This is a genomic window from Streptomyces sp. NPDC107454 (genome assembly GCF_055582885.1).
The window spans coordinates 113,743-139,081 of sequence record NZ_JBVJPA010000016.1; the positions used below are offsets into that span (position 1 = coordinate 113,743).

24 protein-coding genes and 2 tRNA genes are annotated in these 25,339 nt (G+C 69.2%); 6 read left to right on the forward strand and 20 right to left on the reverse strand.

Annotated elements, in window-relative coordinates; all coding sequences use genetic code 11:
* Positions 1 to 1,072: 1,072 nt before the first annotated feature.
* The 9 genes from ACZ69M_RS36565 to ACZ69M_RS36605 form a co-directional block, all read right to left on the reverse strand.
* Positions 1,073 to 1,444, reverse strand: coding sequence for a VOC family protein (locus ACZ69M_RS36565; protein ID WP_470056811.1), 372 nt, complete (start codon positions 1,442 to 1,444; stop codon positions 1,073 to 1,075).
* A 401-nt stretch (positions 1,445 to 1,845) separates the two neighbouring features.
* Positions 1,846 to 2,697, reverse strand: coding sequence for a hypothetical protein (locus ACZ69M_RS36570; RefSeq protein WP_470056813.1), 852 nt, complete (start codon positions 2,695 to 2,697; stop codon positions 1,846 to 1,848).
* 48 nt (positions 2,698 to 2,745) lie between these two features.
* Entirely contained in the window at positions 2,746 to 3,489 is a 744-nt protein-coding gene (locus ACZ69M_RS36575) for a hypothetical protein (protein WP_470056815.1), read from the reverse strand.
* Between the two features lie 102 nt (positions 3,490 to 3,591).
* Positions 3,592 to 4,248 carry a class I SAM-dependent methyltransferase gene (locus tag ACZ69M_RS36580; protein ID WP_470056817.1) on the reverse strand — a complete coding sequence of 219 codons (657 nt, stop codon included), beginning with the start codon at positions 4,246 to 4,248 and terminating at the stop codon, positions 3,592 to 3,594.
* A 69-nt stretch (positions 4,249 to 4,317) separates the two neighbouring features.
* Positions 4,318 to 4,818, reverse strand: a complete 501-nt coding sequence (locus ACZ69M_RS36585) for a glycine-rich domain-containing protein (RefSeq protein WP_470056819.1) — start codon at positions 4,816 to 4,818, stop codon at positions 4,318 to 4,320.
* Positions 4,819 to 5,131: 313 nt separating this feature from the next.
* Entirely contained in the window at positions 5,132 to 5,482 is a 351-nt protein-coding gene (locus ACZ69M_RS36590; protein ID WP_470056821.1) for a DUF6415 family natural product biosynthesis protein, read from the reverse strand.
* Positions 5,483 to 5,496: 14 nt separating this feature from the next.
* The gene (locus ACZ69M_RS36595) at positions 5,497 to 5,961 is read right to left on the reverse strand and encodes a hypothetical protein (RefSeq protein WP_470056823.1); all 465 of its coding nucleotides are present in this window, start codon (positions 5,959 to 5,961) and stop codon (positions 5,497 to 5,499) included.
* An 86-nt stretch (positions 5,962 to 6,047) separates the two neighbouring features.
* Complete coding sequence (locus ACZ69M_RS36600; RefSeq protein WP_470056825.1) at positions 6,048 to 6,893, reverse strand: helix-turn-helix domain-containing protein; 846 nt, start codon at positions 6,891 to 6,893, stop codon at positions 6,048 to 6,050.
* A complete protein-coding gene (locus tag ACZ69M_RS36605; RefSeq protein WP_470056827.1) occupies positions 6,890 to 7,630 on the reverse strand; it encodes a DUF6879 family protein in 741 nt (246 codons plus the stop codon). Before ACZ69M_RS36605 ends, ACZ69M_RS36600 begins: the two co-directional genes overlap by 4 nt.
* A 172-nt stretch (positions 7,631 to 7,802) precedes the next feature.
* Here ACZ69M_RS36605 and ACZ69M_RS36610 point away from each other — a divergent pair, with 172 nt between their 5' ends.
* Complete coding sequence (locus ACZ69M_RS36610; protein WP_470056829.1) at positions 7,803 to 8,222, forward strand: hypothetical protein; 420 nt, start codon at positions 7,803 to 7,805, stop codon at positions 8,220 to 8,222.
* Positions 8,223 to 8,975: 753 nt separating this feature from the next.
* Positions 8,976 to 9,509 (forward strand): hypothetical protein, encoded by a 534-nt coding sequence (locus tag ACZ69M_RS36615; RefSeq protein WP_470056831.1) that lies wholly within the window; start codon positions 8,976 to 8,978, stop codon positions 9,507 to 9,509.
* Positions 9,510 to 9,605: 96 nt separating this feature from the next.
* Here the strand turns inward: ACZ69M_RS36615 and ACZ69M_RS36620 are convergent, their stop codons facing one another.
* The 4 genes from ACZ69M_RS36620 to ACZ69M_RS36635 all read right to left on the reverse strand — a co-directional run bounded on the left by ACZ69M_RS36620 (position 9,606) and on the right by ACZ69M_RS36635 (position 12,523).
* On the reverse strand, positions 9,606 to 10,502 hold the full coding sequence (locus ACZ69M_RS36620; RefSeq protein WP_470056833.1) for a helix-turn-helix domain-containing protein: 897 nt from the start codon (positions 10,500 to 10,502) through the stop codon (positions 9,606 to 9,608).
* 71 nt (positions 10,503 to 10,573) lie between these two features.
* Complete coding sequence (locus ACZ69M_RS36625) at positions 10,574 to 11,839, reverse strand: hypothetical protein (RefSeq protein ID WP_470056835.1); 1,266 nt, start codon at positions 11,837 to 11,839, stop codon at positions 10,574 to 10,576.
* 241 nt (positions 11,840 to 12,080) lie between these two features.
* On the reverse strand, positions 12,081 to 12,320 hold the full coding sequence (locus ACZ69M_RS36630) for a DNA-binding protein (RefSeq protein ID WP_470056837.1): 240 nt from the start codon (positions 12,318 to 12,320) through the stop codon (positions 12,081 to 12,083).
* Positions 12,317 to 12,523 (reverse strand): helix-turn-helix domain-containing protein, encoded by a 207-nt coding sequence (locus tag ACZ69M_RS36635; RefSeq protein WP_470056839.1) that lies wholly within the window; start codon positions 12,521 to 12,523, stop codon positions 12,317 to 12,319. Before ACZ69M_RS36635 ends, ACZ69M_RS36630 begins: the two co-directional genes overlap by 4 nt.
* Positions 12,524 to 12,697: 174 nt before the next feature.
* Here ACZ69M_RS36635 and ACZ69M_RS36640 point away from each other — a divergent pair, with 174 nt between their 5' ends.
* Together ACZ69M_RS36640 and ACZ69M_RS36645 are read left to right on the forward strand one after the other, a co-directional pair.
* Positions 12,698 to 13,240 carry a helix-turn-helix domain-containing protein gene (locus ACZ69M_RS36640; protein WP_470056841.1) on the forward strand — a complete coding sequence of 181 codons (543 nt, stop codon included), beginning with the start codon at positions 12,698 to 12,700 and terminating at the stop codon, positions 13,238 to 13,240.
* Positions 13,240 to 14,409: a tyrosine-type recombinase/integrase gene (locus ACZ69M_RS36645; protein ID WP_470056843.1), complete on the forward strand. Its 1,170-nt coding sequence runs from the start codon at positions 13,240 to 13,242 to the stop codon at positions 14,407 to 14,409. The genes ACZ69M_RS36640 and ACZ69M_RS36645 overlap by 1 nt, the downstream gene beginning before the upstream one ends.
* Positions 14,410 to 14,519: 110 nt before the next feature.
* Here the strand turns inward: ACZ69M_RS36645 and ACZ69M_RS36650 are convergent.
* Positions 14,520 to 14,592, reverse strand: a tRNA-Arg gene (locus ACZ69M_RS36650).
* A gap of 194 nt (positions 14,593 to 14,786) precedes the next feature.
* A tRNA-Ser gene (locus ACZ69M_RS36655) sits at positions 14,787 to 14,877 on the reverse strand.
* Between the two features lie 211 nt (positions 14,878 to 15,088).
* Here ACZ69M_RS36655 and ACZ69M_RS36660 point away from each other — a divergent pair.
* The gene (locus tag ACZ69M_RS36660) at positions 15,089 to 15,586 is read left to right on the forward strand and encodes an SSI family serine proteinase inhibitor (protein ID WP_470056845.1); all 498 of its coding nucleotides are present in this window, start codon (positions 15,089 to 15,091) and stop codon (positions 15,584 to 15,586) included.
* Positions 15,587 to 15,788: 202 nt separating this feature from the next.
* Positions 15,789 to 19,910, forward strand: coding sequence for a hybrid sensor histidine kinase/response regulator (locus ACZ69M_RS36665; protein WP_470056846.1), 4,122 nt, complete (start codon positions 15,789 to 15,791; stop codon positions 19,908 to 19,910).
* 117 nt (positions 19,911 to 20,027) lie between these two features.
* Here the strand turns inward: ACZ69M_RS36665 and ACZ69M_RS36670 are convergent, their stop codons facing one another.
* The 5 genes from ACZ69M_RS36670 to ACZ69M_RS36690 form a co-directional block, all read right to left on the reverse strand.
* The gene (locus tag ACZ69M_RS36670; RefSeq protein ID WP_470056848.1) at positions 20,028 to 21,704 is read right to left on the reverse strand and encodes a long-chain fatty acid--CoA ligase; all 1,677 of its coding nucleotides are present in this window, start codon (positions 21,702 to 21,704) and stop codon (positions 20,028 to 20,030) included.
* Positions 21,705 to 21,849: 145 nt separating this feature from the next.
* Positions 21,850 to 22,395 carry a SigE family RNA polymerase sigma factor gene (locus ACZ69M_RS36675; protein WP_095853762.1) on the reverse strand — a complete coding sequence of 182 codons (546 nt, stop codon included), beginning with the start codon at positions 22,393 to 22,395 and terminating at the stop codon, positions 21,850 to 21,852.
* Positions 22,396 to 22,658: 263 nt separating this feature from the next.
* Positions 22,659 to 23,828 (reverse strand): lipid-transfer protein, encoded by a 1,170-nt coding sequence (locus ACZ69M_RS36680; protein ID WP_470056850.1) that lies wholly within the window; start codon positions 23,826 to 23,828, stop codon positions 22,659 to 22,661.
* The gene (locus ACZ69M_RS36685; protein ID WP_470057042.1) at positions 23,825 to 24,220 is read right to left on the reverse strand and encodes a MaoC family dehydratase; all 396 of its coding nucleotides are present in this window, start codon (positions 24,218 to 24,220) and stop codon (positions 23,825 to 23,827) included. Before ACZ69M_RS36685 ends, ACZ69M_RS36680 begins: the two co-directional genes overlap by 4 nt.
* A gap of 86 nt (positions 24,221 to 24,306) precedes the next feature.
* A complete protein-coding gene (locus ACZ69M_RS36690; RefSeq protein WP_470056852.1) occupies positions 24,307 to 25,338 on the reverse strand; it encodes an acyl-CoA dehydrogenase family protein in 1,032 nt (343 codons plus the stop codon).
* Position 25,339: the final 1 nt, after the last annotated feature.

The following is a 25,339-nucleotide window of genomic DNA, read 5'->3' on the forward strand; positions in this document are numbered from 1 at the left end:
AGTAGTTGCCGCCTGAGCCCCCGGTGCCGACCATGCCGGCGGAGAAACCACTCCCTGTGCCGCCGGCCTCGGCCATACACGGCGGGGCGACGCCGGCTGTACCGCCTGCGCCTCCTGCGCTGGTGGTACCCCCGCCACCGCCGCCTCCGGGTGAACCGCCGACAGTTCCTCCTGGGTCGCCGGCAGTGCCGTCCGGGGTGCCGCCGTTACCCCCGTTGGAAGGGAAATTGCGTCCCCCGGTACCGCCGCCCCCGCCCGCTACCACGAGCAGACTGCCGCCCGTTGACACACTTGACGCCCCACCCCCGCCCGAACCGTTGGAAATTGGAGTGGTGGGTCCCGCTCCACCCGACGCTCCGCCGTTGAACCCGCCGGCGCCACCCACGTTGCTACTACAGCCCCTGCCGCCGGCTCCACCCACATTGACCGTGACGGGCGTCGGGGTTGCGGAGGCCGGGAGAGTGGTGACCACCCGCGCCCCTGCGCCACCCGTTCCGCCATTGACGCAAGAGCCGTTGCGGGTGGTGCCACCGCCGGCCCCGTCCGCGGTGATCGTTACCGCTGTGTTGGCCGGGACGGTGAAGGTCTGCGGGGCACCCGTGAAGGTGAAAGTCTCAGTGAGGGGAACCGCACGGGGCGACGCCGTGGCCGTCGTAGCCGGAACCAGCCCAAGACCGGACAGGACCACACACAGGGCCGTCGCCGTGCCCGCGCCGTACCACCGCGCGCCGCCGAGCCTGCCGTGGCGAGGCGCTGATCGCACGATCAGAGCCGGTTTCCGCGCATGCCTGTTGTCCACCGATCTCTCCCGAGGCTTTTGAAGCGATGCCCGTGCTTGATCAGCAGCAGGCCTGCACCTCCGTATCCGGCGGCACACAAGCGCACCGTACACAACAAAATGACAAACAAGACGATTTGCCGTTTATGTGTCATAACCGGGCACCCTGGGCCGATATGGCTGCCCACGGCGCTGGCACCGGGTCGTCAACCGTCGGGCCGGCGGCTCGGGACCGCTCCTTCGAGGCGCTCTGCGCGGGCGGTGTCCCGGTAGCCGTCCGACCGGCTCCCGGGACTATCCGATGAGGGTCTCCTTCGGACGGACCACGCAGAACTCGTTCCCCTCCGGGTCGGCCAGCACGGTCCACGACTCGTCGCCGCTCTGTCCGACCTCCGCTCGGCGAGCGCCGAGAGCGAGGATTCGCTCGATCTCGGCTTCCCGGTCCTCCGCCGTGGAGGTCAGATCGAGGTGCAGGCGGTTCTTGACGACCTTGCGGTCGGTCACCGGCATGAAGCAGATTCCCACCGGGGCCGTCTCGTCCGGCCCGATCACGACCTCCCGCTCCCGTTCGGACAGGATCCGCCAGCGCAGCACCTCGGCCCAGAACCGGGCCAGGGCGGGCAGGTCGTGGGCGTCGATGACGATGTGATGCAGCGAGACAGGCATGCCGAACAGTGTTCCCTCCGAGCTCATGGACAGACCTCTGGGCTCATGGACAGAACAGAACCGATTGCCGTCAAACACTGCCGTCAAGGCAAAAGCCAGAGGCCCTGTGGATCACTCCACAGGGCCTCTGGTCTGGTGTGCACTCGGCAGGATTCGAACCTGCAACCTTCTGATCCGTAGTGCAATGAAGGGCTTCCTGGCCTTCCGTGTGGTCCATGTGGAGCCCTTGGGAGCCCTCCGCGTCACCCGTCCGGCCGCCCTCCCTCCGTCTGTCCGTGAGACCTGTGTGAGACGCGCGTGAGACGACCAGAGGCCCCGATCGCCGTTATAAGTGAGGCGATCGGGGGCCAAGCTCGCCCACACAACCACACCACGTCGTGGCATGGCCCCTGCTCGAAAGGTCACGAATCGCTCTCCGGCTGCCCGGGCACGCTGATCTGGGCAGCCTTGAACTCTTCGGGCCCCTCCAACCTCAGTTCGCAGAGCATGCACTGGAAGATGTCGGTGGCCACGCCTCCCTGGTCATCCATGGACTCAAGGATCACCAGCGCGTTATTCGCACAGGCAGGGCAGGCAAACCATCCCATGAGCGGGCCAGGCTCGCCCGTCTCCTTGTGTATCCCGGCGGGAAACCAGCCTCGACGTCGCGTCTTCAGAGGAGCCTGCGCTTGTTCCAGCACGTCCTGAGGCAGTCCCGCGAAGCGGTCCTCGAAGCGATGCCGCGCCTGACCGATTCGGACCTGTACCTCGCGCTCTGTCCGGTCGCGCTGGTGGTCGACGGCAATCCGAGCCGTGTTGCTCCACCGACCCCAGAACGACTTGAGAGATCCGCCTAGATCCTCCAGTAGTGCCTCGATTGCCTTCGCCAGGGTGGCAAGCAGAGACTTTGCCTCGTCACCACCTGTCGAATGGGCAACTCCGTTCCGGAGGTCGATCAGGAGGTCCAACTGGCGGTCGACCGGCAGAATGCCTAGCGTCCGGACCCGACTGATCGCCTCGACAGCTCCGATCGTTCGGACCTTACTCGCCGCGCGGTGACCTCCGAGGTGAAAGAGCATCTCAGCGCTGCCCCGCATCTCGACGATGTAAATCGGGTTCTTCGAGGCCAGGACTGCCTTAGCCAGCCGCTCGATCGCAACGCCAGCGTGGAGAGCGAACTCGTCGTACTCACCGCGCCCGTGATCGTCCATGGCCTTGTGGGCGGCCTTCTTGGCGCCCTCCAAGAAGCTCTCGAATGTGAGCGAAGCGTCCATGACAGGACGTTAGCTACCCGCGCACTGCCAGCGCGAATCGATTCTGATCTAGGCCGGGGTGATGGTCACATCCAACGTCTCTGGATTTGCCAAGGCGTTCATGAACTCGTGCGGGATTGCGAGTGGGAGGGGCCACTCGATGACGTCGTGCGGCGGCCACATGTGGCGCAGTGAGGGCAAGGGCTCGTAGGAAGCGAGTTTGTAGCCGTCGGCTACATCAGGCGCCCGGATGATCTGCACCACCATGCAGCCGATCTTGAGGGTGCCGACCCAAGCAACACCGCCCGACTCGGCAGTCCCGTAGCCCTGGCACAAGGTGTCCACAAGAGGGACTGAGTCGTCAGGTGGATAGTTCATGAAGCCCAGGCGCCCGAGCATCGACTGGGTAGGCTCGCGGACTTCATAGAACCTCGTGCAGTCGCTCGCCGGAATCACGCCTCGCACCTCGGGAGGATGCGTGTGCTGAAACATGAGCACAGTCTTCAGCGACCACGACGCTAGTGCCCGCTGTGCCTCTGCGTCGATGACGCGCGGGGTTCCCCGAATCAGGTCAGGCAGGAAGCTCCTGACGTTCTCCTCCAACTGGTTCATCCAGCCGCTATTGCAGTTGGAACAGACCACCTTGACCTGGTCGTTCAGCGGTGGAGCGTCATGGCGTCGGACGGTATCGGCACTGAGCCGGATGTACCGGTGGCGCCGAACCGTCGGGTCAAGCGCGACCTTGAGCCAGCGTGGGAGAACGTGCTCCTTCGTGAGGGGCGAACCTCCGCAGAAAACGCAGACTTTGGCCATGTGATGACCATAGAGGCCCCGGTTCAGTGACCGGTGGGAATTTTGACCGGCCATGGGCGAATCACCGCGGCGAAGGGGAGCCAAGGGCTATGCAAGATCCGGTCACGCCACGCCAGCACGGACGAGGAGCGTCCCGATGTGGCCAGGTTGAGGCGCGTCAAGGACCTCCGCGTCGGTCGTGGCAAATCCGGCCCGGGTGAGTAGACGCTCCCACACCGCCGGACGGTAGCTGTAGCGGTAGGTGAACATCGCCTTGCCGGCGAACCCTCCCTTGTACATGCCCTGGGGCCCGTACGCGCCGGGGATAGCTGGAGGCTGCGAGAAGACGAAGACGCCGCCGGGGTTGAGCCGCTGGCGGACAAGCGGGAAGAGGCGGCTCGGGTCGGTGAACCAGGCTGCTCCGAAGATCGAGTAAACGGCGTCGTACGCGTCCTCGTGCCTGCTCAGGTACTCCAGGACCTCATGGCACACGAACTCCGCGCCGGTGCTGGCCCACTTCGTGGTGGTCTTCTTGACCATGACGGGAGACAGGTCAACGCCCCGAGCGGCGATGCCACGCTGAGCAAGGTAGGCGAGGGCGCGGCCGGTGCCGCAGCCGATCTCCAGGACGGAGCGCGGGTCGTCGAGCAGTTCCGGACCGGGTCCGTGACCGGCGTACTGGGTCCAGCAGAAGCTCGGCTCCGCGTCGTCCTTGAAGGCGGACTCGGCGAAGGTGTCCCACAGGTCCGTCTCGGCGGCGATGTCGTGTTGTGCGGGCAAGGCAATTCCTCTTCACCAGGGCTGGCCCCTGTCCTCCGGGGGCGGAGGACAGGGGCCAGCGTAGGACCATCAGTGGCTGTCGGGGACCTTGTCGTCGCACGGCGAGCAGTCAGTGCCGTCGATGGCCCAGAGTTCCTCGTCGATCGCCCAGCCCTGGGAGCGGAGGAAGTCGCCGGTGCGCAGGCACAGCCCGTCTTGGCGGCGTTGGATGAACGGGGCATGGTGCTTGAATCGGCCGCGGTTGTAGAGGCGGCAGATGCCCCACCAGACGGGCGTGTCGAGGATGAGCTGATGCACACCGATGTCGACGAGCTTGCCGACTCCGAGGTGCTGATCGGGGTTCTCGATTGAGCCCATGACGTACATGACGGCGTTGCCGAGGATCCGTTCGGCCATGTCCCGGACCATGGTGTGGTCGCGGAGGAGCAGGGCGACCTCTCGGTCCCACAGGCTCATGCCGGAGTCGAAGACGTTGATGGTCAGGTCGGTGATGTGCGGGGCGACCGCGTTGAGGAGTTCCTGCGGGTCCCGGGTGCCCGTCGTGGCGGGCTGTTCTAACGCGATGGTCACGTTGTCCTCCTGTTGTGGGCGGGTGCCCCTGGGCGGGGCGCCTGGCCTCCCGCGTCGTTGTGCGGGAGGGGATCCAGAAGCCGGCGCAGGTACGCCAGCAGGACGGGCGGGCGTTCGGGTGGCGGCTACTTCTCGGCGTCGGACGGCGATCCGATCGGGCCGTTCGAGAGCGGGGTGAGACCTCGCAGCCGGATGTGCGCAGGGCAGGCGTACCGGCTGACCTGACGGCTCCCCGAACCCTGGTCCTCGACGTGGATCAGCCGCACGTTCCGCGTGTAGCCCTGGCACCACGCACAGAACCCGAACCCTGACATCACTGGCCGCCGAGATTCTCGTAGTGATCACACAGAGCCTGCACCGAGCGGGCGCATCTCATCGCAACCGTCATCCGACCGGGGCTGTTGTAACCGGGGCGCAGCCCGAGGCGCATACGGGCCTCCCGCACACCGGCCAGCGCGCACGCCGCCGGGACGTCGTCCGCCGGAAGGGTACGGGTCATCGACTCGATGGTGGGGATCAGTTCTTCGATCTGCCCGCGCAGCGCGGTGAGCAGCGTCGCCACCTCGCCGTTGGGGATGGGGCGGGCGTCCGGCGCGAGGAACCGGCGCGCGGTCCGGCGCATCATCTCGATGTCCGGCGCCGCCTGCTGCTGTGTCTCGGTCATGGTCGCGTCCGCGGTCATCCCGCCACACCCGTCCGGAACCGGTACCCGCCGGGGCCAAGGGCGGCGGCGAGGACGGCCGGGTCAGTGAGCTGGCCCGTACCGTCCGGGTGGCACAGCCACATGTACCCGAACAGCATCCGTCCCGAGGGCGGACAGTCCAGCGACCAGCCGTGCGGCTTGACGGACACCGCCCGGACGTCTGCGAGTTCCTCGGCGGCGTCGAGGGGGACCAGCCACCAAGCTCGGTCCCCATGGGGATCTGCGAGGACGGGGCCGCGCTGCCCGTCGAGGATGCGGGTGAGGGCGGGCATCGAGTAGATGAGCCGGGCCTCGGCAACAAGCCAGTGGGCACCGGCTGCTATGGGCGCGAGGGTATCGGCCTCCCATGCCTGACGTACGAGGTCTGGTTGCGCGGAGCTGGCGGCGAGCCACGCGTCGCCTTCCTCGTACCGCATGACAGAGCTGGTCGGTTGGGGCATGACCAGGACGGTATGCAGGGCGATTGCGCGGCGGCAGAGCGATTGCGCCGGATTGCGCGCGCGGGTGCGGTGGTTGCCGCGGGTTGCTACGACAGGTGCAGAGCGGCGCTCGCGCGGCCGATCAACCGGTGTGCCGTCGGCCCGTGGACCGCGGACTCGTCGAGCCAGTTCCACGCCTTCTCGTACAGGGCGATGGACTCCTCGTCGTCCAGCCACATCTCGGTCGACAGGGTCTCGACGATGACGAGCCGCCGGTCGTAGATCCAGAACCCGTGCGAGGGGGAGCGTTTCAGCTCGGCGGCGAACGGGATGATCCCGAGTTCGACGGTGTCCATGCCGATCATCGAGCGGAGTCGGTCGAGTTGGGCGGCCATGACCTCGCGCGGTGCGTTCAGCGCGTACAGGGCGCCCTCCCACAGCAGGATGCGAAAGGACCGCTCCGGCTCGTACAGGGCCTGTTGGCGGCGCATCCGGGCTCGCACGGCGTCCTCGATGTCCGTGTCCGGGACATCGCGGAAACGGGCGTTCGCGGCGAACACCGCCCGCGCGTACTCCGGTGTCTGCAGCAACCCCGGGATACGGATGATCTCGACGGCGCGGAGCAGCGTGGTCTGCTCGGTCTCGACGACCCCCTGCTCCTGGCGGGCGCGGTGCCCGTTGGCGTACTGGCGGCGCAGCGACCGGTACCGGGTCTCCAGCCCGGTCAGGCGCCCGGCCAACTCGGCCGCCACGTCGGGCCGGTCGACGGCCTCGGCCCACTGCTCCAGGTCTTCGCGGCTGGGGGTCTGCTTGCCGTTCTCCAGCCGCGAGACCTTGGAGCGCTGCCAGCCGAGCCGCTCGGCGATGCCCTTGCCGTCGTACCCAGCCTCGGTGCGCAACTCCCGCATGCGTGCGCCGAGGGAGACCCGCCCGGATTGGTAGTCCGTGCTCACACCATGGAACGTACCTGCTCGGCGAAGTCGGCGGCAGGGATCGCGTGATGCCAGGCAGCATCGCGGGCCTGGCAGGCGGCGAGCACCTCGACGGGGTCCTCGGAGCGGATCACACCGCGGGTGGTGTCGTCCTCGTCGAACACGAACCGCAGCAGGGTGCGGGAGTCGATGAGCCAGAAGTCGAAGTCCGGCAGGCCGAGCCGTTCGGCGTCCGTACGCCACAGGTAGCGGATCTCGTCGCCGACGGCCGCGTTGCCCGGCGCCCGCGTCAGCAGGAACCGCTGCCCCTCGGTGGGCGGTTCGTCGACGAGGCGGACGCGGCCGAACGTCTTGCCCTGCGCGGTCTGCTCGGCGACGTTCCGGCGCCACCCGTCGGGGGCGTCGCGGGTGACGTCCTCGCCGGCCTGCCAGCGTGCCCACGTCTCGCTGCGCCGGTCGGTGGCGTAGCCGCGGCGGGTCTCCAGCCGCCAGGCGGTGTGCTTGAAGTCGGTGAAGACGTGCGTGATCTCGGGGAACGGGATCACGCCCGTGGGCTCGTGGCGCGGCGCGAACCGGGTGAGGAGGTCGCGGGGGACGCGTACGAACGTCTCGGACGGCTTGACGTCCCGCAGCTGGACGAGGTGGGCGGGGTCGGTCTCGCGGTCGCCCTGGACGAGGATCTCGTCGGTGCCCTCGATCTCGTAGAGGGTGGGGCAGTCGCCGCCGTCGCTGGTCGTGCCAAGGAACCTGAGCGTCATCACGCCTCCGTCGCCTGGTGGTTGGACGTTCAGGATGCGCGGGATGGCGCAGGACTGCCTGAGGATTGCAGCAGATTGCGCGCTGAGCGCCCCACAGGCCGGTTGCGGGCAATCCTGTCGTCGGGGCAGCGGAAAGCCGCCAGACGGCCCGTCACGGCCGTATCGTGCGGCCGTGCACCTCTACCACTTCACCGACCGCGCCCAGTGGCCGCCGATACTTGAGTCCGGCGCCATCGATGCCACCTGGAAGCGTTGGGAGGCCGCACCTCCCATCGTGAATCTCACGGCGGACGCCGACCCCCAGTCGCTTCCCTGGGCGCTGCGGGAGCGCCGTATTCGCATCATGGTCAACGTCCCGGACGCCGAATGTCACGCCTGGATCCCCTGGGCTGAAGCTCATGGCATACCGCCCGAGGAACGGTGGGCCCTCCTCGCCGACAGCGATCCCTCGCGCACCGATCGGCCGAACCAGTGGAACGGCACACCGAGCGTCTGGTTCGTCGTCGAGCGGCCCATACCGAAGGCTGAGTGGACGGAAGCCATCGACCTCGACACGGCGGCGTGTCTCTGGCCCCCGCGTCCTGCTCCGTAATATCCGTGGCTCAAACCGCATGAGGTATGCGGTTAGCGGGGAGGCGGGGCGTTCACGGGGAGGCAACCCCCCAGCCCAAGCTCGCGACCGTGAGACGCGATGCACGAAACGCAGCCTTGCGCGATCCTGGCTCATCTCGACAGGCAGCTCGCGGAGAACGACACGACCGGCATCTACCTGCGGCTCCAGCGCGACGCCGTCCAGAAGGCCCTCACCGAAGTCGAATATCCACCCAGCAACAGCGGCCGGGCGCCGTGTGAAGGGCAGCGCTGTCAGTCGTTCACCACCGTGAGGCGGCGATCCATGTCCGCTCGCCCACCTCCACCCTTGGGGCAGGTAGAGGAGTGCCCGGCAGCGGCCCGGAACCGTCCCCATTCACGGGGTACGGGAAAGGCTAGATAGTTGTGCAAATGTCACAAAAAGAGCGGGGCAGATGGAGACATCCACCCTCTTCCGCCCCTGATTCTGCCCCTTGTTGGGCCGATACATGGTTTGGGCGCGTACGCCCGCCCCCTTAGCAGCACTGGGCCGCAGCAAGGGCGCGCGATGGCACCCGAACTCGACGGATACACAGCCTGAGATTTCAGCCGATCGAAAGATGAGGTGACGTTTACCTGTCGCGCAACTCACCCGTAGAAATCCCGCCGGTATTTTTGTAATTAAAGTCGCAAGGGTTTCACAGATTGACATATTGCCGAAGTGAGAATATGTCACAGTTGGACAAATCGCATACCTTTCCCGTAGCGTCCAGCCATGCTTAAAGAGTCCGGCTGCCCTGGGCAATGCGTTTCTCTTAAGGCCGCTTGGAATCGGGATCACCCCCATCTCCCCGCCGAATTCAAGGACGGTGGCTATACGCACGCCGAGCTGGGAGATGGCGCTGCGTCCCACTGTGCCAACTGCCCGGGATACGTCTGCACAACGTGCGGCAAGGAGCCGTCTGATGAATTCATGGGGACCTGCCGCTCGTGCACACTTCAGGCTGAGTGGGATCGCTGGGGGCGTCAGGATCAACCCCGCCGGCTTGGCCACACTTCCCCCGAAGACCTGGTGGAATACAAAACCATCGCGACCTGGCCCCGCCCTCAGGAACGGCTGATCCGGATTATAGGAGAAATCTCGGATCTCACGGGACAGCACACCGACGTCATCGAAAAACTCCTCAATGAGGAACTCGGCGTTGGAGATGTTCGAGAAGAACACGAAGGACTGATCCGCCAAGCGATCGTCTTGGCACTGTCCTGGTACTACGAGCTGTTCCATACGGATAGCGATCTGCCTTCGTAGCGCAATCACGGCGGATTGACGAAGGCGCCGCTCGAAGACCGAGCCAGGCAGCACCAACGATGAGCGCTCCGATAACGGTGAGCCGGCAACGGCCTCTCAGGTGAGCGAGGCCAGGGCGGGGAGCATCTCGGGGTCGTAGAGGTTGCCCAGGCGCGGATCCGTGAGCGCGGGAGAGATCTTGCCTCGTTCCTTCCAGGTGCCGACCGTCGAAGACTTCACGCCGTAGCGGGCCGCGACCTCGCGAGTCGTGAGCAAGCGCGCCTGCTCAAGGTTGCTCGGGACCTGCTCGGCCCACCCAGTGAGCTGCTCATGAGGTCGCTCAGCAGCGGTAGGGACGAGAGGCAGCAGGCATGCCCCTACGGGTGCCGAGCCCGGCCATGCCCGTCTAACTGGTTCGGCGAACACGGCAGGCGTCTCGGGCACCGCCGGGGGCTCCTCAGCAGCTCGGGCGACGGGCATGGCCGCAAGGTGCAACAAGTGCCCGAATACGAGAGGCGGGACAGCCGAGACGGCGAGCACGAGCCACAGCGGGACGAGGGGCCGGGTCGGCAGGTGGCCGGTGACGATGGCGTGGGACAGACCTTGCGCAGTCATGGCGGCTGCAAGGGCGAACCACGCTCCGATGACGGCGGACTTCTTCCCGGGTGCTCCCTTGGCGCGCTTGCTCGCGACAGCGGCTGCGATGCCCGCGTAGGCAGCGAGGACGCTCGGCATGCCCCAGGCGAGGGTCTCGTTCCATCCGGCGAGGCGAGCAAGGTGGTGCTCACCGGGGGCGCACATGATCAGGACAATCACGGCGACGATGGGGCGCCCTCCATCGGTCAGCACCGTAACCCACCACGGGGTGCGCTGAGCGACGTGAGCCGGGCCAGGTATCCGGTACGAGCTGCGGCGCCTGTGGGTGAGCAGCTGCTCCTCGGTGGCCGTGACACGCTCAGGCACCTGAGCGGTCATGCTGTGCTTGATGAGGCGCTTCCTGTGGCTCGAAGCCATGTCGTACTCCCGTCAGGCGAGGGGTTATAGGTCAGGCGTGGCGGCCCGTGGCCACGGTCAGAAGCCCGCCTTCAGGCGGCCACCGCCGCCCCGAGCTGCGCGCTCTGTGCTTCACGACGGGCCGAGGGAAGGAAGATGACGGTGGCGGGCCTCTGACGCTCCTGGACGGCCGCCTGAACCACTTGTTCGGCCGTGTGGATCTCGCCCGTGGCGGTGTCGACCAGCTCGGTATCTGCCGGCTCCGACTTCCCGGCTCCTCGCTCGATGGCGTTGCGTACGGCCGTGGTGCGGTCGTAGTGCTTCTCGTCAGCCTTGAACTGGACCCGCTCAACGATGGACAGCCAGTGGGCCTTCTCCAGCTGGTGGCGGAACTGGCGCTGCTCCTTCATGCCGATAGCTCCGGCCTCCCGGGCCGCGTCGTCCAGAGGCTTCTCTGTACGGGTCCACAGGTGGGCAGCCTCGGCGGCCAGGCCGAGTTCGTGAAGTCTCTTCAAGTTCCTCCACACCGTGGTGCGGTGGACGCCTGCCGTCTCGGCAAGTTGGCGGACGGTCATGCCTTCGCCGGTCAGGGCGGTGTGCACGAGCGCAGCGTGCTTGCCCAGGAGCAGGAAGATGTCCTCGCCGCTGGTGTGTATCGCCTGGTGCACGGGCCTGTTGCAGGAGGAGACACAGTCCTCACGCCCGGTAGAGGGGCTACGCCCCTGTGTCTCCCTGTGCAACACGGCCTGTGCAGCAGGGGGTACGGTCAGGCGGTACTCGTTGGCGTGAGAGACCAGCTCCCTGCGCTGGGTCTCGACCAGCCACCCGGCCTCGGCCAGCCGCTTGACCGCACGTGCAGCGGTAGCCCTGGAGACACCTACCTTCTCAGCGACGGTGCGGACCGGCAGGTACACCCGCACACGCCGCATCCTGGTGGCCTCCTGGTGGTAGAACTCCAGGACCAGAGAGTCGACGACGGCCGTACGCCCTTGCAGTGGTTGAGCCCTGAAGGTCGCTCGGATCTCGCCGACCTCCTGTAGAGCAGCCTGCGGGTCGGAAATGGCCGGGTTGGCACGAACACGTGCCACGGCCTTGGCCCAGGTCTTATCCAGGCGGGAGAGAGTGTCGGAGCGGGAGCGCCGACGGTGCGCCTGGTCACCCGATCGGTAGTAGAACCAGCGGGCGAGATGATTCCGCTCGGGATCGGACATCTCGTAACGGAAGTCGGCCTCGTCCCAGCCCGCGTTGACCATCGCCATGGTCAACGCCATGACGGCCTCGTTGCGGGAGGCGTATCCGTGCTCGCCGGTGACCAGTGCGTCCTGGTGCTCAGCCTTCAGCGGTCGCTTGGGACGCACAGGCCGCTCCGGTATCGTGGACAGCGTCATCGTGGTTTCGATCTCCCTTGGAGACTCGGACCTTCGAGCGGCCGCCCGGGACGAACGGGCGGCTTCTCGCGTTTCAGGGGCGTGATGGTCGCCCTCGTTCTCCGCGTCGTCGGCCGAGCCGGAGGGTCGTGCCTGGCCTGCCGACGGCGGTCTCGTAGTCGGCCAGTGCCAGGAACAGCGGCAGTGGCTTCTCGTGGCGTCGGGGAACGCGTTAGGCGCTGAGCAACTCGCTCGCAGTCGTCGGAGCCACGTCGCCTCCGAGGACCTGTACAAGCGACGCGGTGATGACGACCACCCGCTTGTCGAACGACAGCGTTCGCACGGGCGCCTCGCCCCGGGCGATGAGGTCGTAGAGCTTGCTCTTGCCGCAGCCGAGCGCCTGGGCAGCCCGCTGCACCGAGACGGTCGCGGGCCAGGAGCGGACCTCGGCAAGCGTCGGCTGGGCGGTCACCCGTCTGCCTCCAGCAGCAACACACCGACAGCTACGTTGAGGCCGTTGGCGATCCGTTGGAGGGTCGCGGGACGGGGCTGGCGCTTGCCGCGCTCGATGAGGCTCAGGGCGTCGATCCCCATGCCCACCTTGGCGGACAGGTCACGGAGGGTCATGCCGTCCTCGATCCGCTTACGGCGGATCGCAAGTCCGTTCGTCTTCACATCATCAACGTAATCATCAACCGGGCACCAACGCAAAGAAATCAAGGGACAGATTTTCGCGCCATGTTAGTGCTAGATTAGCGCTCCGCTGATGGCCACAACGGGTGCACGGCGAGATTTGATAAGGAGGTGCCAACACCACCGCCAACGCCACCGACAAAGGGAGACCACCGCATGCCCTGGACCAAGAACCCTGAAGCCTGGGCGCGCCTCGGAGCGGCGATCCGTGCGGAACGCGAACGGCAAGGGCTGCTGCAGGAGGAACTCGCGGACAGGGCTGGAGTCTCCGTCGGTACCGTGCGCAACGCCGAGGCGGGCCGCGTGCCCAAAGGCCTGCGCTGGCCGCAGAGCCTGACGCAGATTGAAAAAGCTCTGGGGTGGAGCGTGGGCAGCATGGAGGCGGTCCTCGCCGACAAGGAGCCGAGCCGACTCCCCCTCGGTACCCCAGAGGCTGAACCAGCGACCGCGACGACTCCAATTCCCACTGGGCAGGTCAAGCTCCGCACCATCGGTTGGCTCCGCGAGCACGGACGCGAGGTGTTGGAGGAAGCCCTGCCCCCGGTGCACCAGTTCGGCCACCTGTGCGCCCTCCTGGACGCGCCACAGCACACCGTGGATGCCTACGAACGGGCAGTCGGCGAGCTGGTTGGCGCCGTCCGCGAGGCCCAGGGGTGGCAAGGCTGGGAGCCATTCGGAGAACAACAGGAAGAAGGCTGATGGCAGACCCCATCAAGAAGATCACGCTCGGCGACGGAACGGTCCGCTACCGCTTCGTCATCGACGTCGGCAAGGACCCTCAGACGGGCAAGCGCAAGCAGCTCACCGTCACCAAGGACACCAAGAAGGAGGCGGAGGCCGAGTACGCCCGGATCAAGCACCAGCGATCCCAGGGCACGTACGTCGCCCCTTCGAAAATGACCGTCGTGGAGCTCGTCGACGCCTGGCTGGTGGAGGCGACCAAGGACGTCGAGGTCGCCACCAAGCGCTCCTACGAAGACGCCATGCGCTATGTGCGTACCCGCCTGGGCAAGAAGCCCGTGCAGGAGCTGACCGAGGACGACGTCGACGCCCTGATCACCTGGATGCTCACCGAGGCCCGGCGCATCGGGGGTAAGCCCGGCACCGGCCTGAGCGTCCGGACCGCAGACCTGACTCTGGGGCGTCTGCGCGCCGTACTCGAACTCGGCATCCGGCGTCAGGTCCTCACCAGGAACGTCGCCCAGTACGTGAAGGTCCCGCGCGCCGCCCGCAAGGAGGCCCGCAGGAAGAAGAAGGAGAGGAAGCCCTGGAACGAGGATGAGGTCAAGACCTTCCTCACGCGCTGCGCCAACACCCGGCTGTACGCGGTGATGCTCCTGTCCCTGATCGGCTTGCGCCCCGCCGAGGTCGTCGGTCTGCGCTGGATGGACGTCGATCTGGAGCAGGGCACCGTCCGTGTCGAGGTCACCCGCACCCTGGTTGCGGGCAAGGTCATCGAGAAGGACACGAAGTCGGTTGCGGGCGACCGCTGGCTTCCGCTGCCCCTGGTCGTCCTGCAGGCGCTAAGGGCCTTCCACACCCGCCAGCTTCGCGAGCGTCTGAAGGCAGGCGAGGCGTACGAGGCGTCCGGCCGCGTCGTGGTCGACGATCTCGGCAAGGACTGGAAGACGGACAAGCTGCGGCGCGAGGCGTACAAGCTCATGGCCTCCGCCGGGGTCCGCAAGACCCGGCTGTACGACGCTCGCCATGCCTGCCTGTCGTGGATGGCGAACAACGGCGTGCCGGACACGGTCGTCTCGGCGTGGGCCGGGCACAGCGACCTGTCCTTCACGAAGCGCACCTATGTCCACCCCGACCCGCAGTCGCTCATGGCGGGCTCCGAGAAACTGATGGACCTGCTCGGCTGAGCTGTAACCGATCAACCGCGGATGGTGACGTGTGAGATTCCGTGAGACGCCAACGCAAAAGCCCTGACCTCCACTTGAGAGAATCAGGGCCTTGACCTGGTGTTTCTTTGTGCACTCGGCAGGATTCGAACCTGCAACCTTCTGATCCGTAGTCAGATGCTCTATCCGTTAAGCTACGAGTGCTTGTTTTGCTGTTTCCTGCTTCGTCTCGCTTCCCGGGCTTTCGGCCCGCTCGCGGCGACAGGAAGAACATTACATGACTGCCGCCGCCATGTGAAATCCGTTTGCCGCACCCCTTGTGAGCTGGGCAAACGCGCTCCGGAGGTACTCAACGCCGAAGCCCCGGTCCAGGTGGACCGGGGCTTCGGATCTTGGCGCGGAGGCGGAGGGATTTGAACCCTCGATGGGCTTTAAGGCCCAAACCGCATTAGCAGTGCGGCGCCATAGACCGGACTAGGCGACGCCTCCCGCACAACCGCCCACGCGAGCGCGAGTGGTGCGTGCAGATGATGACACAGCCGGGTGGGGTGTCACCAATCGGCTCCTACGGTACTAGGCAGTCGGGTCACAGAGCAAAGTCCCGGGGAGCCGGTGAGCCGGAGCGCCGAGCCTCTGAGAGGCGCGCGGGGCGGGCGTCGGCCGCGCGCAACCGCTCGGGGCCCCTCGCGTTAGTCAGGTCATGTTGCGTCGTCTCGTTCTCACCGCCGCCGCGTCCGTCGCGGCGCTGTCCGCCGTACCCGCCCTGCCCGCCGTCGCCCAGGCCGGAGCCGCCCGCGCGGAACCGGCCTCCCTGAGCCTGATGCCTCCGCCGGCCCGCGGCGAGGATTCCGGGGACCGGCTGACCGTGACCGTCCGGCACACGGAAGGCGGCGACGGGACGTACGAGCTGCGATGTCATCCCGATGGCGGCAGTCACCCCGACGTGGGCAAGGCGTGCGCGACGCTGGACCAGCGGACCACGTGGGGCAAGGACCCCTTCGCCCCCGTGGCGCCCGGCACGATGTGCACGATGATGTACGGCGGTCCGGCCACCGCCCATGTGACCGGGACCTGGGCCGGGCGGCCCGTCGACGCGCGGTTCGACCGGGCGGACGGCTGCCAGATCGCGCGCTGGGACGCCCTCGTCCCCCTGCTCCCCGGCTCCACGCACAGCCGCGGCACGGCTCGGCCATGGTGACACCACGGTTCGGCGAGGTAGGGAGGGAAGGGATGAAATGCGCGGTCACAGGTTCTTCCGTTCTTCTGCGTGCGACCTCCCTCTCATCCGGCGCCGCGAGCGCAAGCTCTGCCCGTAGACTCCCTCGCGTGACACGCTGCGGGCAGGTTGGCAAGATGGCCCTCGCGGTCGGCAAGGTGCGGTAACAGGGAGGAAGCGTCTCGTGAGCAGCAGGCCATCCCGAGGCGCTGCTCGCCTCGCAGCCATACTGGACGCGCTGCCCGATGCGTTGGTGCTGGTCAACGCCAATGGCACGGTCGTCAACGCCAACACCATCGCCCTGGAGGCCTTCGAGGCCCCGGGTACGGCTCTGGTGGGCCGGGGGCTGCTCGATCTGCTGCCGCAGTTCGACTCGCGGCTGATCCCCGGGTCCATGCGGCGGCCCGAGACGATCGACCAGCGCGGGCGGACCAAGCCGACCAGGATGATCGCGCGGCGGACCGACGGCAGCGAGTTCCCGGTCGAGGTCACCAGCGCGAACCTGGAGAACGGCCAGCAGGCCTACGACAGTTACGGTCCCACCCCTGACGAGCTGCTCATGCTCGTCGTACGCGATCTGTCGGGCACCGTCGACACCGAGGCCGAACTCGCGCGTTCGCAACGACAGACCGAGATGATCCTGCGCGCGGCGGCCGAGGGTGTCGTGGGCACGGACACGGAGGGGCGGGTCGTCCTCGTCAATCCGGCGGCCGCTCAGATACTGGGATACCGGGCGAGTGATCTCGGCGGGCAGGACCTGCACGCCCTCATCCTTCACTCGCGCGCGGACGGCGAGCCCTTCGCGTACGAGGAGTCCCCGCTCGCCGACACCCTGCGCTCCGGGCGCAAGCACCGGGTGCGCGGGCAGGTCCTGTGGTCCAAGTCCGGGAACAAGGTGCCGGTCGATCTGACGACCGCTCCGGTGCGCGACGGGGACCAGCTCGTCGGCGCCGTGATGACCTTCACCGACCGACGGCCGTACGACAGCCTCGTCGAGGAGAAGGACGCCGAGGCCACCCAGCACGCGGAGGAGATCGAGCGGATCGGCGAGGAGCACGCGGCGGAGCTGGCGGCACTGCGCGAACGGCACGCCGCCGAGCTCGCCGAGGTGAGCGAGCGCCACGAGGAGGAACTCGCCGCGGGTGACGAGCGGTACGCGGCGCTCGGCGAGCGCGAGAAGGACCGCTACGAGGCGCTGACCGCCCGGCACGATCAGCTTCTCTCCGTGCTCGGCCAGTCCCTGCGCGGGCCCCTCGACCAGCTGCGCGGTGAGCTCTCCAAGCTCGCCGCCGACGACGCCGGCCAGCTGTGGCCCGAGGCCAACCAGGTGCTTCACCACCTCGCGGCGGGCTACTCGCGGATCACGACCCTCGTCGACAACGTGCTCGGCTATCAGCGGCTGGACGCGGGGGCCGAGCAGATCGTCCGTACGAACGTGATGCTGGACGCGGTCGTCGCGGCCGGTGTCGACGGGGCCGTCGAACTGATCGGGCCCGGGCGTGTGCAGTTCGCCGTGCACGCGCCGCCCATCGAGGCCGAGGTCGACCCGCAGCGGCTCGCACAGGCGCTGGCGCACCTCATCGCGGACGTGGCCGGAGTCGACGCGACCGGCAACGCGCCGGTGTCCGCGGGCGGCTACATGGACAACACCGTCGTCGTGGCCGCGGCACAGCGCGGCGAGGTCGTACGGATCGAGGTGCGCGGGCCGTACAGCGGGGGAGACCCGGTGCACGAGCCGATCGTGCGCGGGATCGTGCGCGCGCACGGCGGCGTGCTGCAGACGCACGAGGTGCCGGGCATGAGCGGCAGCGCGTTCGTCCTGGAGGTGCCGATCGGCGACGGGGCCGGAGCGATGGCCCCCGCGGCCCCGGTGTCGACCGGTGCCGAGATCGCCCTCCCCGAGCAGGCCTCGCACCAGAACGGCGGCAACCAGGGCGGTGGCAGGCGGCGGGCCCGGCGGTCCTCCGTGGACGCCTTCCTGGAGAGCGAGGTCGCCCCCGCGGAGCCGGTCACGACCGAGGGCGGTGCGGCCGCTCCCACCGGGCGGCGCAGGCGCCGTACGGCCGCGGAGCAGGAGGCCGCCGAGGTGTCCGTGCCCGCGCAGGCCCAGGGCCCCGGTGACGGCGACGGCGTCGCCACCGGGCGCCGTCGTGGGCGGCCGAGCACGGTCGAGGGCGCGGACGGCGACGCGGCCGAGGGTGTGTCGGAGGGCGCGGTCGTCATGGCGGCCGAGCACGGGGCGGGAACCGCGGCCGTGGGTACGGGTCTGGGCGGGACGGTGCCTCCGCAGGGGGTCCCCGTGGCTTCCCCGCAAGGGGTGCCCGTGCCGTCCGGGCGGCGGGCACGGCGTGACGGCGAACAGCACGCTCTGCCGCCCGCGTTGCCCGCGGCTCCCAGCGCCCCGAGCGCGCCCGGTGCTCCGGGTGCCCCGGAGGCCGTCCCCGCCGAAGGTGCAGGCGCGCAGCCGACCGGGCGACGTCGGCGGGCGCTGGCCGCGGCGGCCGAGCGGGCCGCCGCGCAGGAAGGGGGCACTCGGACCGTGTTCGCGCTTCCGCCCGCGGAGGCCGACCGCTCACCCGAGTACATCCAGGCCGAACAGGCACAGCAGGCACAGCGGGCCCAGCAGCAGCTCCTGGAGCAGGCGGGCGACGCCGTCGGTGCCGTAGCCGGTCGTGGCCAGGGGGACGAGGGCCGGCACGACGGGATGCCGCTCGACCCGGCCGACGATCACACTCCGCCGCAGCCGCACCCGGTTCCCGCGCCGTCGGGAGTGCGGACCCGCCAGGCACCGGCTCCGGCCCGGCCCGACGCGGCGGCGGTTGCGGCCCAGGGCGTCCCCGTACCGGCCACCCCGGCGCCCGGAGCCCCGGCACAGGCCGTCCCCGCGCAGGCCCCGGCCCCTTGGCCGGCCTCGAACGCCGACGACACCTCCGGCGCCGGCATCCCCGTGCCGCCCGGCGGCCCCGTACCTCCGGGTGCGCCTGCACCGCCCGGCGCACCCGCCCCGGCGGCGGCCGCCGCCCGTCAGGCCCAGCCGCGACCGCAGGCGCAGACTCCTGCCCCCGGCACCCCCCTGCCGCCGGAGCAGCCCGCGCAGTCGGTACCCCGGCCGGGGGCTCAGCCGCGGGTCGCCCAGCCGCTGCCCGCCGAGACCGCCGCGCCGGTCGACCCCAACTCGACGCAGGGGCGCGCGTTCAGTGTGCGGACGCTCGGGCAGGGCGTGCCGTTCAGCCGTCAGTCGGCGCCGAACCAGCCGGGGGTCGTACCGGCCCAGGCGCAGGCGCAGCAGACCGCCACGCCTCCCCCGCACCAGACCAACGGCTCCGGCCGCCGCCGCAAGCTCGGCACTCCCCCGGAGCCCGCCGCCGAGCGCCCCGAAGCGACGGCGCGCCCGCATCCGCAGGCCGGGCAGACCGCCACGGCACCCGGGCCGAGGCTGCCCGGAGCGACCGAGGGCGCCGGTCGGTCGTACGCCATAGGAGCCCCGGACAAGAACGCCGACGAGGGTCCTGAGCCCCTGGACGGCCCCGGTGGCGCGGTCGAGGTCGCCGACCAGCCGCAGCCGCGACCCGTCGACGACGAGCTGCCCCCGGAGCCGCTGGACAACCCCCGCCGCCTCCTTGTGTGGCCCGCGCCGGATGTGACGACCCAGCAGGCGCTGAGCGACCGCGGCTACCGGCCCGTCATCGTGAACTCGCGCGAGGAGGTGGACGCGCAGATCGCCGCGTTCCCTGCCGCGCTGTTCGTGGACCCGCTGACCGGTCCGATCACACGCACCGCGCTGCAGTCGCTGCGCCAGGCCGCCGTCGCCGCCGAGGTCCCGGTACTGGTGACGGCGGGACTGGGGCAGGCGACGCGGGAGGCGGCGTACGGCGCCGATCCCGCCGTACTCCTGAAGGCGCTCGCGCCGCGGGACTCCGAGCAGCACCCGCCGCGCGTGCTGCTCATCGAGGAGCACGCGGAGATCGCGCTGGCGTTGACCTCGACGCTGGAGCGGCGCGGAATGCAGGTGGCGCGGGCGTCCACGGACGCGGACGCGGTCACGCTGGCCTCTCAGATGCGGCCGAACCTGGTCGTGATGGATCTGATGCAGGTACGGCGTCGGCGTGCCGGGATCGTGGACTGGCTGCGAGCGAACGGGCAGTTGAACCGCACACCGCTCGTCGTCTACACCGCGGCTGTCGACCAGGCCGAACTGCCGCGCCTCGCCGCGGGTGAGACGGTCCTGTTCCTCGCCGAACGCTCGACGAGCGTCGAGGTGCAGGACCGGATCGTGGATCTGCTGGCGCGCATCGGAACGAACTGACCCGCTGCCCTGCTGGCCTGCGGACCTGCTGGCCTCGAACTGGGTTCACCCATACGACGGTTGGGGTGCTGTTTCACGTGAAACAGCACCCCAACCGTCATTCTGCCGCCGAGGACCTCAGAGCTGGGTGACGTCCAGCGTGCCCTCCGCGTACTGCCTGCGCAGCACCTTCTTGTCGAACTTGCCGACGCTCGTCTTCGGGACGGACTCGATGATCGTCCAGCGCTCCGGAAGCTGCCACTTGGCGATCCTGCCCTCCTCGGCGAGGAAGGTGCGCAGCGACGCGAAGTCGGCGGTGGCGCCCTCCCTCAGGACGACCGTGGCGAGAGGGCGCTCGCCCCACTTGTCGTCGGGGACGGCGACGACGGCGGCCTCGGCGACGGCCGGGTGCGACATCAGCGCGTTCTCCAGGTCGACGGAGGAGATCCACTCGCCGCCCGACTTGATGACGTCCTTGGCGCGGTCGGTGAGGGTCAGGAAGCCGTCGTGGCTGATCGTGCCGACGTCACCGGTCTTGAGCCAGCCGTCCTCGCTGAACTTGTCGGCGGGGCGAACCGGTTCGGTGCCCTGGCCGCCGTAGTACGCGCCCGCGATCCAGGGGCCGCGCACCTCCAGCTCGCCCGCGGACTCGCCGTCCCAGGGGAGGCGTTCGCCGCCGGGGCCGGTGAGCCGGGCCTCCACGCCGGCCGGGAAGCGGCCCTGGGTGAGGCGGTACGCGAACTCCTCGGCCGTGCCGACGACGCTGGCCGGCGGCCGGGCGATCGTGCCCAGCGGGGAGGTCTCCGTCATGCCCCAGGCGTGGCAGACGCGCATGCCCAGCTTGTCGAAGGCCTCCATGAGGGAGGGCGGGCAGGCCGAGCCACCGATGGTGACCTGGGTCAGCGAGGAGACGTCCCGGGGCTTGGCGTGCAGTTCACCGAGCAGGCCCTGCCAGATGGTGGGGACGGCCGCGGCGTGCGTAGGCCGCTCGGACTCGATCATCTCGGCGAGCGGCGCGGGCTGGAGGAAACGGTCCGGCATGAGGAGGTTGACGCCGGTCATGAACGTGGCGTGCGGCAGGCCCCAGGCGTTGACGTGGAACTGGGGGACCACCACGAGCGAGGTGTCCTGGTCGGTGAGCCCCATCGACTGGGCCATGTTGACCTGCATGGAGTGCAGGTAGATCGAACGGTGGGAGTAGATGACGCCCTTGGGGTCGCCGGTGGTGCCGGAGGTGTAACACATGGCCGCGGCGGCACGCTCGTCCAGCTCCGGCCAGTCGTACGTGGTCGGCTTGTCCGCGATCAACTCGTCGTACTCGTGCACCTGGACGCTCGCGCCCTCGAGCAGCGAACGGTCACCGGGGCCCGAGACGACCACGTGCTCGACCGTCGGCAGATGGGGGAGCAGCGGCGCGAGCAGCGGGAGCAGCGAGCCGTTGGCGATGATCACGCGGTCGGCGGCGTGGTTGACGATGAAGACGAGTTGTTCCGCGGGGAGGCGGAGGTTGAGCGTGTGCAGGACCGCGCCCATGGAGGGGATCCCGAAGTACGCCTCGACATGCTCGGCGTTGTTCCACATCAGCGTCGCCACACGGTCGTCGTCCTCGACACCGAGCTCCTCGCGCAGCGCGTGCGCGAGTTGGGCGGCCCGGTCGCCGATCTCGGCGTAGGAACGGCGCTGCGGCTCTCCCTCACCTGTCCAGGTGATCACCTGCGAGGTGCCATGGATGGCCGACCCGTGGGTCAGGATCCTCGAGATCAGCAGCGGTACGTCCTGCATCGTGCTCAGCACGGCGTCCTCCCGGGGCGACATTGCCTACGAGGCGGTAAGGGATGCGCTGATTCTGCGCACATACCACGTGGTATGTCACTAGCTCCGGACGATCGATCAGGTCACAGGGGTCGTTCGGCTCGGACGGGAACTTTTCCGCAGGGGCCGTTCGGCCATCCGCCGAAGGTCAGCGCACGGGTTCCAACTCCGGGTCCTCACGCAGCTTGCCCAGCGCCCGTGACACCGCAGACTTGACCGTGCCGACGGAGACACCGAGCACCTCCGCGGTCTGTGCCTCGCTCAGGTCCTCGTAGTACCGCAGGACGACCATGGCCCGCTGCCGCGCCGGGAGCTTCATGATGGCGCGCCACATCGCGTCGTGCAGCGCCTGCTGCTCGGCCGGGTCCCCGGCGGGGACGTCCTCCGGCTCCGGGAGCTCGTCGCACACGAACTCGTCGACCTTGCGCTTGCGCCACTGCGAGGTCCGGGTGTTCAGCAGCGCACGCCGTACATAGCCGTCGAGCGCGCGGTGGTCCTCGATCCGCTCCCACGCGACGTAGGTCTTGGTCAGCGCGGTCTGCAGCAGGTCCTCGGCGTCGCTCGGGTTCGCGGTCAGCGAGCGGGCCGTACGCAGCAGCACCGGCTGGCGGGCCTTCATGTACGACGAGAACGACGGGTACGGAAGGGTCCGTGTCCCGCCGTTCGAACCGCTGGTGCAGACGAGTGAGGTCATGGCTCCACGCTAGGAGTGACCCCTACCTTTTCGGATCGGCCGCAGGTCCCGAAGAGGTGTCCCCCTCAGGTTGTAGGAGGGGGGCTGGCCCCACCTCCTGAGGGTGGACGAGCGGCGCCCGCACCCTGAGGGTTCACCCCTGAGAGACTCGTACGGCCGTAGTACGGCGGCTGCCGCCGTACCACCCGGGATGTCCCCGAGGGGCTCCGTGACGCGGAGCGAGCGGGGAGAGCGGCGCGAGCGGCGCGAGCCCGACAGCGTACTCATCCCCCGTCCGTCCCCAGGATCAGCCCCGACGTGGGGACCCCGGTGCCCGCGGTGACCAGGATGCGACCGGCGCCCGGTATCTGGTTCACGGACGTGCCGCGCAGCTGGCGTACGGCCTCCGCCACCCCGTTCATCCCGTGCAGATACGCCTCCCCGAGTTGCCCCCCGTGAGTGTTCAGCGGAAGCCGCTCCTCGGCGACGAAGTCCGCGGCCTCCCCCGGCTTGCAGAACCCGAACTCCTCCAGCTGCATCAGCACGAACGGCGTGAAGTGGTCGTACAGGATGCCCACGTCGATGTCCGTAGGGATCAGCCCCGAGGTCCGCCACAACTGACGCGCCACGACCCCCATCTCCGGCAGCCCGGTCAGCTCGTCCCGGTAGAAACTCGTCATCTGTTCCTGCGCCCGGCCGGCGCCCTGGGCCGCCGCCGTGATCACCGCGGGCGGGTGCGGCAGCTCCCGGGCACGCTCCACGGAGGTGACGACCAACGCCTGGCCGCCGTCCGTCTCCTGGCAGCAGTCCAGCAGCCGCAGCGGCTCCACGATCCACCGTGAGGCCGCGTGTTCGGCGAGGGTGATCGGTCTGCCGTGGAAGTACGCCGCCGGGTTCGTCGCCGCGTACTTGCGGTCCACCACGGCGACGTGGCCGAACGCCTCGGGCGTCAGTCCGTAGGTGTGCAGATACCGCTGGGCCGCCATCGCCACCCAGGACGCCGGGGTGAGCAGCCCGAACGGCAGGGCCCAGCCCAGCGCGACGCCCTCGGCCGACGGCTCCCGCTGCTGCACCCCCGCTCCGAATCTCCGCCCCGACCGCTCGTTGAACGCCCGGTAGCAGACGACGACCTCGGCCACCCCGGTCGCCACCGCGAGCGCCGCCTGCTGGACGGTGGCGCAGGCCGCACCGCCTCCGTAGTGCACCCGCGAGAAGAAGGACAGCTCGCCGATCCCGGCCGCCTGGGCGACGGTGATCTCCGGGCTGGTGTCCATGGTGAACGTGACCATCCCGTCCACCTCGGCCGGTGTCAGCCCCGCGTCGTCGAGCGCCGCCCGCACCGCCTCCGCGGCGAGCGTCAGCTCGCTGCGCCCGGAGTCCTTGGAGAACTCGGTGGCCCCGATGCCGACGATCGCCGCCCGGCCGCCGAGCCGGTCCCTCGTGCGTACGCTCACGAGGCACCGCCGGGCGGCAGGGTGACCGTCACGGTCCCGGTCACATGTCTGCCGATGCCGTTCGCCCCGACGACGCGCACGGTCGCGGTGTCGCCCTCGACCTCTTCGACCCTGCCGGTCAGCACCATCGTGTCGCCGGGGTAGTTGGGCGCTCCCAGCCGTATGGCGACCTTGCGGAGGACGGCGTCCGGTCCGAAGTGGTCCGTGATGTAGCGCCCGACGAGGCCGTTGGTGGTCAGGATGTTCATGAAGACGTCGGGGGAGCCCCTGTGCCGTGCCAGCTCGGCGTCGTGGTGCACGTCCTGGTAGTCCCGGGACGCGATCGCCCCGGCCACGATCAGCGTGCGTGTGATCTCGATCTCCAGCGGCGGCAGCTCGGCACCGGCCCGCACCCGCTCGCCCTCCCCGGCCCGCTCGCCCTGCCCGGCCCGCACGCACTCGCCCTCTGCGACCCGCACCCGCTCCCCTTCCCCGACCCTCATGTCTCCTCCTCCCCGCTCGCGATCAGCTCCCCCAGTTCCTGGAGGACTTCGCTCCCGCATCCCAGGTACGCGTCCAACTGCCGCCCCCACAGGAAGTGCCGGTGCACCGGGTGCTCCAGGTCGGCGCCCGTCCCTCCGTGCAGATGCTGGCCCGCGTGAACGACCCGCTGACCCGCCTCCGACGCCCACCAGGCCGCGGTCAGCGCGTGCGTCGCGTACGCGAGCCCCTCGTCGCGCCGCCACGCCGCCTCGTACGCCGTCACCCGTATCGCCTCGGTGTCCATGAACGCGTCCGCGGCCCGGAGTTGGACACCCTGCTTGGCGGCGAGCGGACGTCCGAACTGCTCGCGTGTGTTGGTGTGCTCCACGGCTCGTGCCAGCGACCCGGCGCACACGCCGGCCTGCAGCCCCGCGAAGGCCGTCCGGGCGGTGGCGAGCACGTCGTCGCAGGCGTCCGCCCCGCCCACCGGCTCACCCGGCGTCCCGTCGAGCGTCAGCCGCCCCGCCGCCCAGGGCGCTGTCAGCTCGACCGGCGCGCACCGCGCGTCAGCGGTCCGCACGAGCCACAACCGGCGCCGGTCGTCCGCGACGAGCACATGGGTGGCGTCCCGCAGCCACGGCACCACGGGGACGACTCCGCTCAACCGCCCCGCCGCGTCCGCCCGAACGCCTCCCGGCTCGAAGACCGCCCCGCACACCACCGCCGTCCCGTCCCCGATCCCCGGCAGCAGCCGCTCCCGCTGCTCCGGAGAACCGTGGGCGGACACCGCCAGCAGCCCGTACACACAGCTCGCCGCGAACGGCACCTGGGCCGTGGTCCGCCCCTGCTCCTCCAGAAGCAGCACCAGGCCGAGGAGCCCCGTGTCCGCGACGGCCGCCACCAGCCCGGCCGCGCACAGCGCCTTCCATGTCTCGGCGTCGCTGCCGGTGCCGGCCGCGGCGAGCCGCTCCGGGGTGGAGAGGTCGCCGAAGATCCGCGCGGCCAGGTCGCGGGCGGCCGCCTGCTCCTCGGTGGGCGTGAAGTCCATG